Genomic DNA, 17,712 nt, shown 5'->3' with positions numbered 1-17,712 from the left:
AGGCTCGGCTCTACAGGCCCGCGCCAGATTGCAGTTTCCTTGTAGAGCCGAGCCATGCTCGGCTCGGTGCCGGTCGGCAGCCGGCACTACCAGCCTGGTGGATCAAGCCGCCAGCGAATCCAGGGCGGCTTCCAGTGCGTCCAGGTTCGGCAGCAGCGCGCTCTGCTCACCCAGCAGCACGCGCATGTGCACGATCTGCGGCAGGGTTTCCTCGGAAGCATCGGCCAGCAGGCCATCGCGCGGCACCGAGATCAGCTGCGGGAAATTCTGCGTCAGCAGCGCGTAGTACGGGCGCTGCGCGTTGCCGCTGAGGGCCTTCAGCACCACCACCTTGTTGTGGCCGCCCACGGCTTCCTCGCCCAGGCCGGAAAGGCGCGCGAACGACACCAGCGGCACCTGCCAGCCGTGCCAGCCGATTTCGCCGACCAGCCAGCGCGGGGTATCGGAAACCGGCTGCACCGGCACCCGCGACATCATTTCGGCCACGGTGGCATTGGGCAGCAGCACGCGTTCGTTGCCGGCCTGGATCAGGACGCCTCGGATTTCGTCATTGCTGGCATAGCTCATGGTGCGTCTCCGTTATCGTCTTCCACGCCCCAGCGCGAGGCGATGGCCTGCGCCAGTTCCTGTGGTTCACCGGCCACCATGCCAGCGGCGACCACCGCCGTGGCCGCGGCAGGGTCATAGCAGCCCTCGCCGACCTGCCCGGCCACCCACGCACCGGCGGCGGCCAGATCCAGTGCCGGCCCCACAAGCGCAAGGTCGGCGCCGCTGAGCAGGACCAGCGCGGTGTGCTCAGCCGGCAGCGCGGCAATCGAGATCCCTTGCGCGTCGCTGACGAAATGCAGGCCGTCGCTGGCTGCCTGCACGCCGATGTCATCGGCCAGCACGTGCACTTCACCGGGTGTTGCACGCTGGCCGACTTCGGCCAGCTGCACCGGCAGCGGCGACACGCGCGCCATCTGCTTGACCAGGTTTCCGTAGCGGCCACCGTCCAAGCGCATATGCACCAGTACCGGGACGCTCAGCGATGCAGGCAGCGCGCCCAGCAGGCGACGCAGTGCATCCGGGCCGCCGATGCCGGCCAGCACCAGCAACGATCCGGCGCGTGCGCCCACGGGCGCACCAGCATCCAGATCGACCAGGCTCAGATGGCCGGTATCGAAGGAAGGCAGCGGTGCCTCCGGCGCGGCGTGTTGCGAAGCGGCTGCCTGAACGTCGGCCACGTCATCGACCAGCGACCATGCGGTGTGGTCGAAGGAGATCGGCGGAATGGGCGGCGCTGCGGGCGCGATCTCCGCCAGCGATGGCGGTTCGGGGGCCTCCAGCGGCTCAGGCACGACCGGCTGCAGCGCCGCCAGCGCCTGTTCCAGCGCAATCGGTTCGTGCAGCTGCGCAGGCGGCGAGTACAGGCTGTCAGCTGGGACCTCGTCGGCCCAGCTCGATGCCTGGTCCAAGTGCGCCTGCAGCGCTTCTTCCTGCGGTGCCGGTGGCGGTGCCGGATGGCCCGGCGCCAGTTGCAGGCTGGGTTCTTCTTCGGCCCCCGGCGGCAACACCTGCTGATGGCCATGCAGCTTCGCGGCCAGATGACGGCCCCAGCGCTGGGCCTCCCAGCCATCACGACGTGCGGCCAGTTCGGCCTCGTCGAAGACCAGGGTCAGGCCCGGTGCGGACAACACCGTTTCCAGGCGCTCCAATGCGTCCTCAATGGCGGTCTCCAGCGCAATCACCACGACCTGAGGTCGGGCGTCGTGCAGCAGCTGCGGCTCAAGGCTGTTCGGGTCGTCTTCCAGCACCAGCTGCACATCCGCATGCGACAGTGCCTCGCGCAGGCGCTCGCGCGCCGCGCCGGGACGGGCCAGCAGGGCAACGGCCGGAGCCGCCTGGGTTTCACTCACGGACACGGGCGATCCCCAACAGGTCGTACACGTTACGCATCAGGTCCAGTTCCTGGTACGGCTTGCCCAGATAACGCTGGACACCGATCTCGAAGGCGCGCTGGCGGTGCTTGTCACCGCTGCGCGAAGTGATCATCACGATCGGCACGTCCCTGTAGCGCGGGTCGGCACGCATCGCGGTGGCCAGCTCGTAGCCATCCATGCGCGGCATCTCGATGTCCAGCAGCATCAGGTCCGGTACCCGCTCTTCCAGTCGCTCCAGTGCTTCCACGCCGTCGCGCGCAACGCTGACCTCGAAGTTGTGGCGTTCGAGGATGCGGCCGGTGACCTTGCGCATGGTCAGCGAGTCGTCGACCACCATCACCAGCGGCACCTGGCGCTCCCGGCGCGGCGCATTGGCCAGTACCGGCAGCGTCGGGTTGGCCAGGAAACGGCGCACCAGCGGCGCCACGTCCAGGATCACCACCACGCGGCCGTCGCCGGTGATGGTGGCGCCGTAGATCCCCGGCACCGACGCGATCTGCAGGCCGACCGGCTTGACCACGATTTCGCGGTTGCCCAGCACCTGGTCGATCGCGACGGCGGCGCGCAGATCACCGGCACGGACCAACAGCAGTGGCACCTGCTCCTGGCCGTCGGCACGCGCCGGGGCCTGGCCGACCAAGCTGCCAAGGTCGTACAGCGGATAGTCTTCGCCGCTGTAGCGGTAGCTGCTGTCGGCAGCCTCGAAGCGCTCGCGCGACAGGCGGCCGATACCACTGACCGAGGCCACCGGCACTGCGAAGGTGGTTTCGCCGATCTGCACGAACACCGCCTGGGTGACCGCCAGCGTCTGCGGCAGGCGCAGGGTGAAGCGCACGCCCTGCCCACGCACTGACTGGATATCGACCGAGCCACCCAGCTGGCGCACTTCGTTGCGCACCACGTCCATGCCCACGCCACGGCCGGCCAGCTGGCTGACCTGGTCGGCGGTGGTGAAGCCTGACGCGAAGATGAGGTTGTCCAGTTCCTGCTCGTTCGGCTGCGCATCGGCGGCCAGCAGGCCGCGGTCGATTGCGCGGCGGCGGATCGCTTCGCGGTCCAGGCCAGCGCCGTCATCGGCCACTTCCAGGACGATTTCCGAGCCTTCGCGGTGCAGGCGGATGGCGATCTCGCCCTCCTCCGGCTTGCCGGCGGCGCGGCGCTGTTCCGGCGCTTCCAGGCCATGGGCCACCGAGTTGCGCAGCATGTGTTCCAGCGGCGCGACCATGCGGTCGAGAACGTTGCGGTCCAGTTCGCCGTGGGTGCCTTCCAGAGTCAGGTGGACCTGCTTGCCGGTATCCATGCCGGCCTGGCGGACCACGCGGCGCAGGCGCGGCACCAGGCCATCGAACGGCACCATGCGCGCGCGCATCAGGCCGTCCTGCAGCTCCGAACTGACACGCGACTGCTGCTGCAGCAGCGAATCGTACTGGCGCGACAGATCGTCCAGCACGCCCTGCAGGCCACCCAGGTCGGCCGCCGATTCGTTCAGCGCGCGGCTGAGCTGCTGCAGGGTGGAGAACCGATCCAGTTCCAGCGGGTCGAACTTCTGGTCGGCCTGGTCCTGCTCGCGCTGGTAGCGGGCGACGATCTGCGCCTCGGTTTCCAGGTCGAGGCGGCGCAGCTGGTCGCGCAGTCGCGCATTGGTGCGCTCCAGTTCGCCCATCGCGCCGCGGAAGGCGCCGAGCTGCTGTTCCAGGCGCGAGCGGTAGATCGCCACTTCACCGGCATGGTTGACTAGGCGGTCGAGCAGGTCGGCGCGCACGCGCACCTGTTCCTGCTGCGGACGTGCCAGGGGGTCTTCATCGACCGTACCCTCGGCCGGCAGCGGTGCCGACAGCGGCGCGTCGACAATCGGCGTCAGCGTGGCCGCAGCCTGCGCCGGCACGGTCTCGGCCTCGCTGGCTGCACGCGCGGCCGTGGCGGCTGCAGCAATATCGGTGGTGGTGCGAACCTCGAAGGCCTCCACCAGATCCAGCGCCGGCTCCACCACGCGGTGGGTGCCGGTACGGGTGAGCAGCTGGTGCAGGCGGTCAAAGCCGCGTTCCAGCAGCTGCACGTCGCGGCGCTCGATTTCGGTACGGCCAGCGGCCACCGCTTCCAGCAGCGATTCGATGCTGTGGCCGAGGTCGCCGATGGCATTGATACCGGCCATGCGAGCGCCCCCTTTGAGGGTGTGCAGGTCACGCTGCAGGCCGGCCAGCACCTCGCGATCCTGCGGTGCATCACGCAGCTCGCTGATCAGGCCATCACAGTGGTCGAGCAGGTCCCTGCCTTCCTCGACAAAGATGTCGACCAGCTCGCGGTCGTACACGCTGAAGTCAAGCGCATCGGCATCGGCACCGTCTTCGGCATCCGCCGCAACAGGCGCCTGCTCAACATCCGGCGCAGGGGGCTCGATGTCGGCCGCTGCGATCTCCGCGCCGGCACCGGTGTTGATCGTGCCCTGGCCCGGCGCCTCTTCCATTTCGAAGAACCGCACCGGAGCACCACTGCCAACGCGTGCCTCTGCGCTGAACGCCTCAATCACCGTCGCCGGGGACGGCTGATCGGCGCTCTCTCCTTCACCGACCGCCGCCTCCCCGCCGACGTCCGCATCCTCGGCAAAGGCATCTGCCTCGCCCGGCGCGAGTTCGCTGGCCTGGAGGCCGATCACGGGCCATTGCCCGTCGTCGTCCAGGGTCCGCTCTTGCTCGATCACGTGCAGGCCGGCCTCGAGCGCGGCTGCCAGCGTGACCGGTTCTGCGAAACCCGGCACAGCCATTTCATCCTGCAGGCTCGACAGCTCGCTGTCGAGTGGCAATGCAGCAGCGTCGTCAATGACGCTGTCATCGCCGCTGCCCGAATCAAAGGACAAGGACGTATTCAGGTCGATCGCGTCAACTTCCGCAGACACCGGCAGCTCTTCCGCGTCGCGGTCGTCGACCGGCAGCGCACTGGCGTCGAGGTACGGCGACAGATCGTCGGCCATGGTCAGATCAGCGTCGTCGACGGTCTCGATCGTGGGCGCGGCAGCTGCGTCGGCCCCTTCGACAACAGGCGCACTCTCCACCGGCTGGATCGATTCAATCGCGCCGGTGTACGCCACTGCGGGTTCATCTTCTCCCTGCACCGACGGCCAGCCGGCATCGAAGTAACGCGAAAGATCGTCGCTGGCGGTCAACTCGCCGACTTCCAGGCCGCTGTCGGCGGCGACGTCCGGCGTCCTGAGGTCGGGCGCAGATGGAACCGGTTCCAGCGCATCTTCGGCAAGCGGCTCGGCAATGAGATCGGGAGCCGCATCGGAAGCAACGCGCATGCTGGTTTCGCCCAGCGCGTCCAGGCCGGCCAGCGGCGCTTCGGCTTCGGATGCCTGCTCGACATCTGGCGCCGGTTCGGTGCCCTCTTCATCCTCGTCTTCCGACGCGAACAGCGGCCAGCGCGCTTCCGGCAGCTCGCCAGCCAATGCCTGCAGCCGCTGCACCAGCGCATCCTGCGGCGCAATGCGCGGGTGTTCGGCCTGCAGCGCCTCCATGGTCGCGGTGATCGCCTGCGCAGCTGCGTCCAGCGCGGCGACACCCTCGTCGCCAGGTACCACATCGGCGGCCAGAGCCCGCTTGATGTAGGACTCGGCGCCGCCGGTAACGGCGGTGATTTCCGGCACTTCGGTCATCGCGAAGGCGCCGTTCATGGTGTGAACCGCACGCAGCAGTGCGTCGCTGACCGGCTGCGGTGCCTGCTGTGCCGAGCGCAGCCACTCCTGCAGGGTCGCCTGGTGGACTTCGACCTCGGCCTCGAGGATCTCGCGCAGCACGCTGTCGATGTTGGCCGGGGTCCCGGCGTCTTCGGCCACCGCCGAGGCATCGGCCTGCGCCGACGCAGCGGCCTCGGCGTCCAGCAGGCGGCTGATTTCGTCTTCGCCTTCGGACTCGGCCAGTGTCGCTGTCGGTGCGGCCGCAGCCGGCAACGGCACGTAGAAGGTCTCCTCGCCGGCGCCGACCCGATCGGCGATGGCCTGCATTGCCTGCAGGTCCACGCTGATGCGCTGGCCATGGCGCAGCGCGGCATTCAACTGCGGCAGTGCGGCGTGCGCATTGTCGACCATTGCCAGCACGGCCGGCGTGGCCGGCCGGCTGCCATCGAGCACGCGGTTGAGCATGCCCTCGATCTTCCAGGCGAACTCCCCCAGGGTGCGCGCGCCGACCAGTCGGCCACTGCCCTTGAGGGTGTGGAAGATGCGGCGGATCGGCCGCAGCCGGTCCATGTTGTCCAGCTGCGTGCGCCATGCCGGCAGCAGCGTGCCAAGGTTGGCCAGTTCGTCGTCGAACTCTTCCAGGAACACCTCGCGGATGTCCTCGTCGATGTTCTCGGCATCGTCGTCGAAGCCGGCCTCGAAGCCGGCCTCGGTCCCAGCCACGACCGGGATGTCCGCAGCGGGCGGAGCCGCCATGGCCTGCGGATTGAAGTCGGCCGCCGCGGCGCTCAGCTCGGCAAAGAACTGTGCGTCGGCTTCGCTGAAATCGATCGGTGCGATGGTGTCGATATCAATCACCGACACCGCCGGTGCCGGTGCATCGGAGGCCGGCGTCAGCACCTCGGCCATCGGCGCGGCCGCGTGCTCCGGGACATCCGCCGCAACGGCGTCGACTTCGGCACCCACGGGGCTTTCGTCCAACGGCTGGGCCGTGGCGTCATCGACGGTCTCCAGCGACAGCACGTCGTCGGCGTTATCCAGCGCATCGGCGTCGAAACGGAACACCACGTCGTCACGGGCAGCAACCACATCGTGCTCGGCAGCCACCGGGTCGAACACCGGCGCTGCAAAGCCAGTGGTGTCAAAGGGTACCGACGCGTCGACGTCGTGCTCGACATCCGCCACTGCCACATCAGCCGATACCGGTGGTGTCGCCTCCGACAGCGTCCATTGCGGCACCGATTCCATTCCGGTTTCGGCGCGTTCGAAGCTGACCGGATCGAAACTGGCGAAGGTCGGGCTGCGTTCGTCTTCGGCACTCGCGGCCGGATCGGCGTCCGGATGGAACGGCGCGAGATCCCACTGCGGCACCTCGGGCGCAGGTGCGCTGGAGGCGGCGAAGACCAGCGCCGCCTCGCGGTCGTCATGCAGCGACAGCGGTGTGGATGCAAGGTTCCCCAGCGCACCGAACATCAGGCGGTTGTCCAGCACCTCCGGTGCAGGCGTGGCCGGTGGTGGATCAAAGGTGAAGTCCGGCAAGGGCACCGGCACAGTGCCGGCGGCGGGCGCGGCTGGCTGAACCGGAATCTCGATGCGCTCCGGCTGCAAAGGCTCGGCCTGCAGCGCGACCGGCTCCCGGTCCACCAGCAGCGATGCGAACGCAACAGGCGCGGCGGCAACCGGTTCCACCGCGTTGCGGTCCGGCAACGGCCAATAGCGCAGCGCTTCAAGGCTGCTGCGGGTGATGTCGAGGATGTCCTCGCGGCCCGGACGGCGGTCGCGCAGGGCTTCCAGGTAGTACTCCAGGCTGGCCATGGCATCGGCCAGGGTGTCCAGCTGGCGGCCACTGGGCACGCGCTGGCGACCGATCAGCTCGGCCTCGATGTACTGCTGTACGCCACGCAGGTAGTCTGCGGCGGTGCCCAGATCGAGCATGCGCAGCGCACCGGATACATCACCCAGCAGGCGCGGCACATCCTGCAGCTCGGCATGGTTCCAGCTGGTTTCGATGAACGCGACGAAATGCTCGCGGGCGGCGGCGAAGTTGGCGATGGCTTCATGCGCCAGCACCTCCACCGTGCGGCGGTTCTCAACCGCGCTCGGATCGTCCTCGCCACTGCCGCCAGCGCCCAGATGGGCGACCTGGTCGTCCAGCGAGGCGTCCACGTAGAGCAGTGCCCCTGCGATATCCAGCAGCAGGTTCTCATCGATCTGCTGGCGCCCTTCCACCACCCCACGCAGTGCGTCACGCTGCTGCACGACCACGCTGCGGGCCACGCCCAGGCCCATCATGCCCAGCGTATCGGCCACCGCCCCGAGCTCGTTGGCCTGGGTCTGCAGCTGTTCCGGAGCACCGCCGGTGCGCAGGTGCAGGTCCAGCGCATCCTTGATGCGCAGCAGTTCTTCCTTCACCGCACTGCCGACCGTGTCCAGCAACTCGCGGTTGCGTCCGCTCAGGCTGCCGCGGGCATGGTCCAGCTCGGCCTCGGTGGCGGTGACGCTGTCCGGTGCGAATGCCAGCAGCACGCTGTCATGCACGCCTTCTTCGCCACGCGCGGCACGGATCTCGTTGAGCAGCGGCATCAGCACGATCGGAATATCGCGATGCCCGTTCTGCAGGCGCTCCAGATAATCGGGCAGCAGCACGCTGCCACGCATCAGGGTCGCGCAGGCTTCATCACGGTCGGCCACGCCGTCGGCCCCGATGGCATTGGCCAGCTGTTCCAGTTCCTCGGCCACCATCGCCGGTGCATACAGCTCGACCATGCGCAGGGTGCCCTGCACCTGGTGCAGGTAGCCGGCGCAGATGCGCATGCGGCTGGCATCGCTCGGGTCTTCGGCGTAGTACTCGACCTCGTTGCGCACCTGGCGCAGGGTCTCGTCCAGCTCGGGCTTGACCCAGCCCAGCGCTGCGTGGCTCATCGCATCGCGCAGACTGCTCATGGACGCGCTCCGTTCGCCGCCGCGCGGTGGCCGCGCGAGTTCTGGCGTGGGGAATGGAAATGCTTCATCGACTGGTTCCTTGCTCGCCGCCCTGCCCGCGTCACGCCGGCAGCTTGAAGTCGGCGACCGAACGACGCAGGTCCGCCGCCAGCTGCGCGAGGTGGCCGATCGATTCGGCGGTCTGCCCGGCGCCCTGCGAGGTCTGGCCGGTGATCTGCCGGATCACGCCCATGGTGCGGGTGATGTCCGAGGCCGCAGCCGACTGCTGCTGGGCGGCGATGGAGATGTTCTTGATGAGGGTGTTCAGTGCATTGGACACGCGCTCGATCTCGGTCAGCGCGGTGCCGGCATCCTCGGCCAGGCGTGCACCGGACACCACTTCGGCGGTGGTCTGTTCCATCGAGGTGACCGCTTCGTTGGTGTCGGCCTGAATCGCCTGCACCAGGTTCTCGATGCGTCGGGTCGCACCCGAGGTGCGTTCTGCCAGGCGCTGCACTTCGTCGGCCACGACCGCGAAACCGCGGCCCGCTTCACCGGCCGAGGCCGCCTGGACCGCTGCGTTCAACGCCAGGATGTTGGTCTGTTCGGAAATGTCGTTGATCAGTTCCACGATCGAGCCGATTTCCTGCGACGACTCACCCAGGCGCTTGATGCGCTTGGAGGTTTCCTGGATCTGGTCACGGATCTGGTCCATGCCCTGGATGGTCTCGCGCACCACGCCGGCACCTTCGGCGGCAATCACCACCGAGCGCTGTGCCACGTCGGCCGACTCGGCCGAGTTGCGCGACACCTGTTCGATGCTTGCCGCGATTTCACCGATGCGGTCCGACGCCGAGGTGATCTGGTTGGCCTGGTGGCCGGCCGCCTCTGCCAGCTGCATGGCGGTGGCCTGGGTCTCCTGGGTGGACAGCGCGACCTTGGCCGAGGTGTCATTGATGGTGGTCACCAGGTGGCGCAGCTCGTCGACGGCGTAGTTGATCGCGTCGGCGATGGCACCGGTCATGTCCTCGGTCACCGAGGCCTTCACCGTCAGGTCGCCCTCGCCGAGCGAGGAGATTTCGTCCAGCAGCCGCATGATCGCCTGCTGGTTGCGGCTGTTGAACTCCACCTGGGTCTGGTAGCGCAGTTCCTGCTCGCGCGAGCGGCTGCGCACGTTGGTGGAAACGAAGCCGATGATCGCGATCAGCGACAGCGCACCGGAGACCACACCGATCCAGAAGTTCGGGAACAGGCGGGTGTCAGACACCGAGCCGAACGAGGAGAACGCGTCGAACAGCTTGCGGCTGTCATCCAGCATGTGGGCCGAACCCTGGCCCAGCGCGGTGGCGGCGGACTGCGCCGCGAACAGCTGGCGCGAGCTGGCCAGGATCGCGTCAGCGTCCTGCTTCATCGCTTCCCACTTCTGCTGCGACTGTTCCAGCGCGGCCACGGCAGCGGCACCGCGCACGGCGGTGATGCCCAGTTCCTCGTTGCCATTGCGCAGGCCGTCGAGCACCTGCGAGAACACGGTGATGTCACGCGCCAGCGCATCGCCGGCCGTAGCAGCGCCGCTGCCACCGGCGCGCATTTCGGTTACGCGGCGGGCCATGGAGCCGGCCACCACGACCTGCTGCAGTGCGCTGTACACCTGCGACGAGGGCGCGCCGGCAGCGGACATCGCACGCACCAGCTCGTTCAGCTGGGCCTGCAGCCCCGGCACGGCGCCGGTGAAGTTGTTGGCGTTGCCGGCCAGGGCCAGCACCGCCGGTTCACTGGCCACCAGCTGCCCGGCCTGCTTGCCCAGCGGCGCCCAGGTCTCGCCCAGCGTGGCGATCGCACCGGACACGCCCGGCTCCTTGCCATAGCGGCCCTGCAGGGTCGACACATTCTGTTCGATCGCGTTGCGGGTGGCCTTGAAGGCAGTGAACGCCTGCGCGTTGCCGCCCACCGCGTCACGGCCCTGGTTGGCCAGCTGCTGCGACAGCACCTGCAGGTCGGCCGCCTTGGAACCGGCATCGGCCAGGCGACTGCCCTGCCAGGTAGCGACGCCGGTGTTGACGCCGAACAGGATCATCGATGCCAGCAGCAGGAACAGCCAGAGGTTGCTGCCGCCCAGCCGCAGCTTGCCGGTCTTGGTGGCGTCCGAAGCAGTACTCATCGTTCAACCTCGATCTTCAATGCAGGGGGCGATGCCCGGCCTCAGGCCGCGGCTTGCCGGAATTCAGGGGTGCGCGACAGCAGCGAAAGCGAGAATACGCCCCAGTCGTGGCCGTCGGCATGGAAGGCGCGATCGACGAAATGGCCGTAGCGCCCTTCGGCCAGCATGCCGGCCTCGATCTGCTGGTCCAGTTCGAAGCTGCGCTGGCCGAACAGTTCATCGATGGTCAGTGCGACGTCGCCACCGGCCTGGCGCATGATCAGCACGCGCTGGCCTTCCTGCTGCACGGTACGCACGCCTTCCAGGAAGTACTTCAGGTCGACCACCGGGAACAGGTTGCCGCGCAGATTGCCCACGCCGAGCAGCCAGGGCTGCGCGCATGGCACCGGGGTCACCGGCGGCATCGGCACGATCTCCACCACTTCGCGGAAATCGGACACCAGCCGGCGCTGGCCGACGCGGTAGCCCACGCCACGCCAGAGGTCCTGGGCGAACTGCCGTTCGGGCAGCTGCACCGCGTGGGCCAGGCTGCGGCGTTCATAGGCTTCGAGGATGTCGAAAGGCGAGCGCATCAGGCCACCAGTTCGTTGATCCGCGCGATCAGTTCATCCTCGCGCGGCGGCTTGACGATGTAATCGGCCGCGCCCTGGCGCAGGCCCCAGGCCTTGTCGGTTTCCATCGCCTTGGTGCTGACGATGATCACCGGGATGTGCTTGATCGCTGCGTCACGGGCCATCGCGCGGGTGGCCTGGAAGCCGCTCATGCCGGGCAGGACCACGTCCATCAGCACCAGTTGCGGCACCTGGTCGCGGACCAGCTGCAGTCCATCCTCGGCGTTGTCCGCTTCCAGCACCTCGTGGCCGGCACGGCGCAGCCACTGGGTGAACACCGCGCGGTCGGTCGGTGAATCCTCGATCAGAACGATACGAGCCATTGTGCCTTTCCCCCCTGGTCAGGCGTTGACGTATGTGCGGATGGCACCCAGCAGTTCTTCACGCGTGAATGGCTTGGTCAGGTATTGCTCCGAGCCGACGATGCGTCCCCGCGCCTTGTCGAACAGGCCATCCTTGGAAGAGAGCATGATGACCGGGGTCGCCTTGAACAGCTGGTTGCCCTTGATCAGCGCACAGGTCTGGTACCCGTCCAGGCGCGGCATCATGATGTCGACGAAGATGATCTGCGGTTGCTGGTCTGCGATCTTCGCAAGCGCTTCAAAGCCGTCGGTGGCGGTGACCACCTCGCAGCCTTCCCGCTTGAGCAGTGTTTCCGCAGTCCTGCGGATGGTCTTCGAATCATCGATGACCATCACCCGGAGTCCTGCGAGTTCCCCGCCCGCAGTCGTGTTTTCAGTCATTGCCTATCCCCAAGCGCACGGCCCGATCTCTGGCGGGGGCCGCTACGAAAGCGTATCTATATCGCACTTTCCGCGCCCGCTTCAAGGCCGCCCCATGGCGCGGGGCATGGCAGCCTCCTGAACGTGACGGGTTTCGCAATGAGTGCGCGAGCGCCGGGCGGACGCTGCGTTGCAGTATGGCAGGGAGGCGCGCGACCGGCGTTGCCGCTACCATCAACGCCTTGCCTGACAGGTGCGCCCATGCCGTTGAACGTCATCGTGGTGATGGACCCCATCGCCCACATCAAGATCGCCAAGGACACCACCTTCGCCATGCTGCTGGAAGCCCAGCGCCGCGGCCATGCCCTGCACTATGTGCGCCCGGGCGGCCTGGCCCTGGAGGGTGGCGTGGCAGTGGCCCAGACCGCGCCGCTGCAGGTGCGCGACGACCCGGCTGGCTGGTATGAGCTGGGCGCATTCAGCCGTACCGAATTCGGCCCCGGCCAGATCGTGCTGATGCGCAAGGATCCGCCGGTCGACGCCGAGTACATCTACGACACCCAGGTGCTGGACGTGGCTGCGGCCGCCGGTGCCTGCGTGGTCAACAATCCGCAGGGGCTGCGCGACTACAACGAGAAGCTGGCCGCGCTGCTGTTCCCGCAGTGCTGCCCGCCGACCCTGGTCAGCCGCGACGCCAAGGCCTTGAAGGCCTTCGCGCTGGAGCATGGCCAGGCCGTGCTGAAGCCGCTGGACGGCATGGGCGGCCGCTCGATCTTCCGCAGCGGCCAGGGCGATCCGAACCTGAACGTGATCCTGGAAACCCTGACCGACGGCGGCCGCAAACTGGCACTGGCCCAGAAGTTCATTCCCGACATCACGGCCGGCGACAAGCGCATCCTGCTGGTCGATGGCGAACCGGTCGACTACTGCCTGGCGCGCATCCCGCAGGGCGACGAGTTCCGGGGCAACCTGGCTGCCGGTGGCCGCGGCGAAGGCCGTCCGCTGAGCGAGCGCGACCGCTGGATCGCGGCCCAGGTCGGCCCGGAGATGAAGCGCCGCGGCATGCGCTTCGTCGGCCTGGACGTGATCGGCGATTACCTGACCGAGGTCAACGTGACCAGCCCGACCTGTGTACGCGAACTGGACGCACAGTTCGGCCTGAACATCGCCGGCACCCTGTTCGACGCGCTTGAGGCCGGCCTGCGCTGATGGCAACCGCACCTGCCGTCCTGCCCCCGCCACCACGCGAAGCGCAACGGCTGGGGGCGACCATCGCGCTGTCGGTGCTGGTTCACGCGCTGCTGATCCTGGGCGTGGGCTTCGCCGTGAAAGGCGATGCACCGCTGGTGCCCACGCTGGAAGTGATCTTCAGCCAGACCCGCACCGCGCTGACGCCGAAGCAGGCCGATTTTCTTGCCGCAGCCAACCAGGATGGCGGTGGCGAACACGACCGCGCACAGCGTCCGCGCGACAACCAGGCCGGCATCGTGCCGCAGGCGCAGCCCGGTTTGAGCCCGGTCCCACAGCAGCAGCAATCGGCCGCGCCGGTCCCGCCGCCACAGGCACGGGTGGTCAGCAGCCGCAATGGCGAAGAGGCGGTCGCGCAGGCCCAGTCCCGCCCCACGCCGGATCAGCCCGAACCGGACGCCCCGCTGAGTGCGCGCGAACAGCGCGATGTGGAAATGGCCCGACTGGCCGCAGAAGTGCATCTGCGCTCGGCGCAGTACGCCAAGCGCCCGAACCGCAAGTTCGTGTCGGCCAGCACGCGCGAGTATGCCTATGCCAATTACCTGCGGGCCTGGGTTGACCGCGCCGAGCGCGTGGGCAACCTGAATTACCCGGACGAGGCCCGGCAGCGCCGGCTGGGCGGCCAGGTGGTGATCAGCGTGGGCGTGCGCCGCGATGGCAGCGTGGAAAGCAGCCGGATCCTGCGGTCGAGCGGAACGCCACTGCTGGATGAGGCGGCACTGCGGGTGGTGAAGCTGGCGCAGCCGTTCCCGCCGTTGCCGAAGACCGAGGATGAGATCGACATCCTGCAGGTCACCCGCACGTGGGTGTTCCTGCCCGGCGGCGAACTGCGCGACGACCGGTAGGGTTTGTTGCCCGGGCCTGCGGCCCGGGACCCGCTGAAAGGCTAGAGCAACGGCAACAGCAACAGCGGCGGTTGGTGTACTGAAGCGTGGCGAGGCGGTGTCGGGCGGCGGGGACGCCACAAGTACGTCCGTGTAGGCTTAGCCGCGGCATCCATGCCGCAGATACCCCGCCGCCCGACACCGCCCCGCCTCTGATAGATCGCGGCGCACCATTGCTTTGGTAGGTGTCGACCTTGGTCGATACACATCCACGCCACGCGTGGATGCAAGCGAAGCGACCCGCTTTTGATTTTGACTTTTCTTTTTTTGATCTTCCGTGGCGGACGCGCACGGAAACTGTCAGAGGCCGGGCGGGTGGGCTGCGCAGGGGCGTGAGCCGCATGGATGCGGCGACCGAGCTTACATGGACGTACTTGCAGCGCCCCTGCGCAGCCCACCCGCCGGCCAAACCACGGCTTTTGATCTACGCGACCAACTCCGCCACGAGGGGCTCAGCCGTTGGCCTTCGCCTTCGCCTCGCGCGCGGCCTGCTGCTCGACCAGGGTCAGTGCCACGTTGTCGCGCAGGTAGGCCGGCTCGACCTTCTCCGGTGCAATGGCTTCGCCGCGGGCGAACGCCGGCACCGCCAGTGCGAGCACGTCCGACGCACGCGGCAATGCCGTGGCGTCGAATCCGCGCAAACCTGTGCCGAGCTGCGCGACCAGCGCACCCTCGGCTGCGGCGAACCCGGTACCGACACCGTAGGCCGACAGCCCTTCCGGCAGCGCTACCGCAGCGGGTGCGCACACGCGTTCGGCATCGCGCGCGACCGGCAGGCCGTCCACACGCTCGAAGCGCGCAACGTACAACTCTCCCATCCGTGCGTCGATCGCCGACAGGATCTGCGTTTCTTCCGCCGGTGCCCGCAGCGCCAGCACCTGCAGCGTCGAGACCGGCAGCAACGGACGATCCAGCGCCAGTGCGATGCCCTGCGCGATGGCGATCGCCAGGCGCACGCCGGTGAAAGCACCAGGACCGCGGCTGAGCGCGATACCGTCCAGCTGGCGGCGGCTGATGCCGGCTTCGGCCAGCAGCGCCTCGGCCCACAGTAGGCTCAGTTCGGCATGCCGGCGCGGGGCGATCTCGAAACGTTCCAGTACCTGTCCATCGACATGCAGGGCAACGGAACAGGCTTCGGTGGCGGTTTCAAAGGCGAGCAGTTTCATCGGATCAGGTCAGAACAGGGGGAACGTGACACCGGGCGCCGGCTCCGGGCCCGCCGCGGCGGCGGCGGTCGGAACGGCATCATCGGCCACGGGCGCCCATTGTGGCGTAAAGAAGGCCTGCACATCGGCCAGGCTACGGGTGCGCCGGAACGGCGGCAGCGACTCAAGAAAGACCCGGCCATAGCCACGGTTGAGCAGGCGCGGATCGCACAGGACCAGCACGCCCCGGTCGCTTTCGCTGCGGATCAGGCGGCCAACGCCCTGCTTCAGGGCGATCACCGCCTGCGGCAACTGTTCGTCGCGGAACGGATTGCCGCCCTGGCTGCGGATCGCCTCCAGGCGTGCCTCGTAGACCGGGTCGTCCGGGGCCGCGAACGGCAGCTTGTCGATCATCACCACGCTCAACGCTTCGCCGACCACGTCCACGCCCTCGCGGAAACTGGCCGAGCCCAGCAGCACCCCATTGCCCGATTCGCGGAAGCGCTGCAGCAGCGTCGCACGCGGCGCCTCACCCTGCACGAACAACGGCCATGGCCCATCGCGCAGTGCCTCGGCGGCCTCACGCAGGGCGCGATGCGAAGCGAACAGCAGGAACGCCCTGCCCTGCGAGGCCTGCAGCACCGGCCGCAGGGTCTGGATCAGCGCGGTTCCGAAACCACGTGCGGCCGGATCGGGCAGGCCTTCAGGCAGGTAACACAGCGCCTGCTCGGGCCAATTGAACGGACTCGGCTGGACCAGCGTCTGCGGGTCGTCCAGCCCGAGGCGGGTGGCGATGTGATCGAAACCACCGCCCACGGTCAGCGTCGCCGAGGTGAAGATCCATGCCGCGCGACTGCGCTCACGGTGCTCGCGCAATGGACCGGACACGTCCATCGGCGTGCGCTGGCAGCGGAAACCACGCGGGGTGAGCTCATACCAGAGCACATCGGTGGCATTGCCGGTGTCCGCAGGATCAGTATCGAAGTCGAGGGCGGGTTCGTCATCGCCCAGCCAGCGACCGAGCCGCGAAACCGCCTCACGCGCCCGCGCATGGCAGGCATCCAGGCCCGCCGCGGCTTCGCGCAGCGGCTGCAAGGCCTGCTCCAGCGTCACCAGCCCTGCCATCACCGTGTCGAAGCCATCGCGCACCTGCGGCATCGTCAGCGCACGCCACTGCGTGCCGCGCGGCGGCAGCCCCTCCATCGCCGAACGCAACGCCAGCAGCGCCTGCTGCAAGTGGTCGACCGGTTCCTGCAGCGCCGACTGCGCCCCCCCGACGCCGCGCGCTTCGGCCAGGCAGTCGCGCCCCAGCTCCTGCCACGGGCGCATGCCGAAGCCTTCGCCGAAGAACTGCGCGGCCAGTTCAGGCAACTGATGCGCCTCGTCGATGACGAAGGCCTGCGCCCCCGGCAGCAGCTCACCAAAGCCATCCTGCTTCAAGGCCAGGTCGGCCAGCAGCAGGTGATGGTTGACCACCACTACGTCTGCCGCCTGCGCACGTTGCCGCGCACGCACCACGAAGCAGTCTTCCCAGAACGGGCAGTCGGTGCCCAGACAGTTGTCGACGGTGGAGGTGACCATCGGCAGCAGCGGCGAATCATCGGCCAAACCGTCCAGTTCGGCGATGTCGCCGAACTCCGAGCGTCCGGACCAGGCCAGGATGCGCTGGAACTGCGCCGCCTGTTCTGGGCTTGAGAAGCGCGGCTCGCCCCGCGCCTGCTGCAGGCGGTAGCGGCACAGGTAATTCGAACGTCCCTTCAGCAGCGCACTGCGCAGGCCGACACCGAGTGCCTGGCGCACACGCGGCAGGTCGCGGTGGTAGAGCTGGTCCTGCAGCGCGCGGGTGCCGGTGGAGATGATGGTGCGCAACCCGGACAGCAGCACCGGCACCAGGTAGGCGAACGTCTTGCCGGTGCCGGTACCGGCCTCGGCCAGCAGCAGGTCACGCTGCTGCAGCGCATCGGCGATGGCTTCGGTCAGGCGCAGCTGGGCCGGGCGCGGGACGAAGGCGTCCAGATGCGAGGCGAGCGCTCCGCCGTCGCTGAGGGCTTCGCGGCTGGCATGGACAAGGTCGGACATCAGAGGGAAAGGATACCCGGCCGGGCGCTGCCCGGCACCCGTTTCAAGCCAGAGCCAGAGCAACGTCAACAGCGTTGTTCATGGCTTTGGGTTGTACTGAGGGTTGGCGGGGGACTGCGGGTTTGCGGGGACGCCGTGAACCCGTCACTGGGGGCTTGGCCGCGGCTTGCTCGTGTGCGCTGTCCTGCGCACACGAGCAAGGCGCCATCGAGCCCCCATGGTGAAGTGACCCCCGAGACTTGGACAGGGGTCAGGCGGCCGATTGGGCCTGTTGGGCCTGCTCCCGGTACTGTACCGGGCTCAGGCCCTTCAATTTCAATTTGATGCGCTCCTGGTTGTAGTACTGGATGT

Annotated in this window: 12 protein-coding genes; 2 read left to right on the top strand and 10 right to left on the bottom strand. The window is 68.1% G+C overall.

Annotation, left to right across the window (positions count from 1 at the left end; genetic code table 11):
• Nucleotides 1-102: 102 nt before the first annotated feature.
• The 7 genes from AC5P65_RS05190 to pilG form a co-directional block, all read right to left on the bottom strand.
• Entirely contained in the window at nt 103-567 is a 465-nt protein-coding gene (locus AC5P65_RS05190) for a chemotaxis protein CheW (protein ID WP_227852386.1), read from the bottom strand.
• Complete coding sequence (locus AC5P65_RS05185) at nt 564-1,904, bottom strand: chemotaxis protein CheB (protein ID WP_495215812.1); 1,341 nt, start codon at nt 1,902-1,904, stop codon at nt 564-566. The genes AC5P65_RS05190 and AC5P65_RS05185 overlap by 4 nt, the downstream gene beginning before the upstream one ends.
• Nucleotides 1,891-8,535, bottom strand: coding sequence for an Hpt domain-containing protein (locus AC5P65_RS05180; protein WP_495215811.1), 6,645 nt, complete (start codon nt 8,533-8,535; stop codon nt 1,891-1,893). The genes AC5P65_RS05185 and AC5P65_RS05180 overlap by 14 nt, the downstream gene beginning before the upstream one ends.
• Nucleotides 8,536-8,635: 100 nt before the next feature.
• Nucleotides 8,636-10,672, bottom strand: a complete 2,037-nt coding sequence (locus AC5P65_RS05175; protein ID WP_019660096.1) for a methyl-accepting chemotaxis protein — start codon at nt 10,670-10,672, stop codon at nt 8,636-8,638.
• Between the two features lie 41 nt (nt 10,673-10,713).
• On the bottom strand, nt 10,714-11,244 hold the full coding sequence (locus AC5P65_RS05170; RefSeq protein ID WP_019660097.1) for a chemotaxis protein CheW: 531 nt from the start codon (nt 11,242-11,244) through the stop codon (nt 10,714-10,716).
• On the bottom strand, nt 11,244-11,606 hold the full coding sequence (locus tag AC5P65_RS05165) for a response regulator (protein ID WP_005410717.1): 363 nt from the start codon (nt 11,604-11,606) through the stop codon (nt 11,244-11,246). Before AC5P65_RS05165 ends, AC5P65_RS05170 begins: the two co-directional genes overlap by 1 nt.
• Nucleotides 11,607-11,624: 18 nt before the next feature.
• Nucleotides 11,625-12,026, bottom strand: coding sequence for a twitching motility response regulator PilG (gene pilG / locus AC5P65_RS05160; RefSeq protein ID WP_005418455.1), 402 nt, complete (start codon nt 12,024-12,026; stop codon nt 11,625-11,627).
• A 240-nt stretch (nt 12,027-12,266) separates the two neighbouring features.
• Here pilG and gshB point away from each other — a divergent pair, with 240 nt between their 5' ends.
• Both gshB and AC5P65_RS05150 read left to right on the top strand, forming a co-directional pair.
• Nucleotides 12,267-13,214: a glutathione synthase gene (gshB, locus tag AC5P65_RS05155; protein ID WP_019660098.1), complete on the top strand. Its 948-nt coding sequence runs from the start codon at nt 12,267-12,269 to the stop codon at nt 13,212-13,214.
• Nucleotides 13,214-14,098 (top strand): energy transducer TonB family protein, encoded by an 885-nt coding sequence (locus AC5P65_RS05150; RefSeq protein WP_021203311.1) that lies wholly within the window; start codon nt 13,214-13,216, stop codon nt 14,096-14,098. Before gshB ends, AC5P65_RS05150 begins: the two co-directional genes overlap by 1 nt.
• 491 nt (nt 14,099-14,589) lie before the next feature.
• Here AC5P65_RS05150 and tsaB read toward each other — a convergent pair whose 3' ends face one another.
• The 3 genes from tsaB to AC5P65_RS05135 all read right to left on the bottom strand — a co-directional run.
• Nucleotides 14,590-15,303, bottom strand: a complete 714-nt coding sequence (tsaB, locus tag AC5P65_RS05145; protein ID WP_180832144.1) for a tRNA (adenosine(37)-N6)-threonylcarbamoyltransferase complex dimerization subunit type 1 TsaB — start codon at nt 15,301-15,303, stop codon at nt 14,590-14,592.
• Nucleotides 15,304-15,312: 9 nt separating this feature from the next.
• Nucleotides 15,313-17,361 carry a DNA repair helicase YoaA gene (yoaA, locus tag AC5P65_RS05140; protein ID WP_019660101.1) on the bottom strand — a complete coding sequence of 683 codons (2,049 nt, stop codon included), beginning with the start codon at nt 17,359-17,361 and terminating at the stop codon, nt 15,313-15,315.
• Nucleotides 17,362-17,611: 250 nt separating this feature from the next.
• Nucleotides 17,612-17,712 (bottom strand): IS3 family transposase (locus tag AC5P65_RS05135; RefSeq protein ID WP_134731750.1); only part of this gene is annotated, 101 nt, incomplete at its 5' end.

Source organism: Stenotrophomonas sp. YJH_SMC_48-3, from assembly GCF_059369375.1.
This window is presented reverse-complemented; position numbering and strand designations above follow the sequence as displayed.

What these genes read in the sequence shown, in the direction of transcription:
- AC5P65_RS05190 (WP_227852386.1), bottom strand. Translation starts at nt 567, where the DNA reads ATGAGCTATGCCAGCAATGACGAAATCCGAGGCGTCCTGATCCAGGCC.
- AC5P65_RS05180 (WP_495215811.1), bottom strand. Translation starts at nt 8,535, where the DNA reads ATGAGCAGTCTGCGCGATGCGATGAGCCACGCAGCGCTGGGCTGGGTC.
- AC5P65_RS05175 (WP_019660096.1), bottom strand. Translation starts at nt 10,672, where the DNA reads ATGAGTACTGCTTCGGACGCCACCAAGACCGGCAAGCTGCGGCTGGGC.
- AC5P65_RS05170 (WP_019660097.1), bottom strand. Translation starts at nt 11,244, where the DNA reads ATGCGCTCGCCTTTCGACATCCTCGAAGCCTATGAACGCCGCAGCCTG.
- AC5P65_RS05165 (WP_005410717.1), bottom strand. Translation starts at nt 11,606, where the DNA reads ATGGCTCGTATCGTTCTGATCGAGGATTCACCGACCGACCGCGCGGTG.
- pilG (WP_005418455.1), bottom strand. Translation starts at nt 12,026, where the DNA reads ATGACTGAAAACACGACTGCGGGCGGGGAACTCGCAGGACTCCGGGTG.
- gshB (WP_019660098.1), top strand. Translation starts at nt 12,267, where the DNA reads ATGCCGTTGAACGTCATCGTGGTGATGGACCCCATCGCCCACATCAAG.
- AC5P65_RS05150 (WP_021203311.1), top strand. Translation starts at nt 13,214, where the DNA reads ATGGCAACCGCACCTGCCGTCCTGCCCCCGCCACCACGCGAAGCGCAA.
- tsaB (WP_180832144.1), bottom strand. Translation starts at nt 15,303, where the DNA reads ATGAAACTGCTCGCCTTTGAAACCGCCACCGAAGCCTGTTCCGTTGCC.
- yoaA (WP_019660101.1), bottom strand. Translation starts at nt 17,361, where the DNA reads ATGTCCGACCTTGTCCATGCCAGCCGCGAAGCCCTCAGCGACGGCGGA.